The 457-nt window shown below is 42.0% G+C and carries 2 tRNA genes; both read right to left on the bottom strand.

What is annotated here, in order from left to right:
• Positions 1–238: 238 nt before the first annotated feature.
• A tRNA-Ala gene (locus tag CIK04_RS30210) sits at positions 239–314 on the bottom strand.
• A 9-nt stretch (positions 315–323) separates the two neighbouring features.
• A tRNA-Ile gene (locus CIK04_RS30205) sits at positions 324–400 on the bottom strand.
• Between the last annotated feature and the right edge of the window lie 57 nt (positions 401–457).

The raw sequence follows: 457 nt of genomic DNA, 5'->3' as shown, positions 1-457 counted from the left end.
CATTATTTGAATGAGTCGAGATAGCGTTGATTTTGCCGGACTCAATTTCGAATAGTCACTAAAAGTGACATTCCCAAGAACACTTGAATGTGTTTGTTGGTGTTTGTCTTAAAGACAAACATTGAGAACTTTACAAACAACAATAAATTGTTGTTTTGTCAGCTTTCCAAATTGTTAAAGAGCAAGATTTTCTAATGAAAACCATTTTTAAAGATTCTTAAGGAAAAACCCTTAAAGATGGTGGAGCTATGCGGGATCGAACCGCAGACCTCCTGCGTGCAAGGCAGGCGCTCTCCCAGCTGAGCTATAACCCCATCGTTGAGTGGTGGGTCTGAGTGGACTCGAACCACCGACCTTACGCTTATCAGGCGTACGCTCTAACCACCTGAGCTACAGACCCACTAGATGCTCTAATCTAAACCGTATCAATCTGTGTGAACACTCATCGCAATAATCA

The organism is Vibrio sp. 03_296 (genome assembly GCF_002265885.1).
The sequence above is the reverse complement of the archived record's forward strand: the minus strand, read 5'-3'. Positions and strand labels throughout refer to the sequence as shown.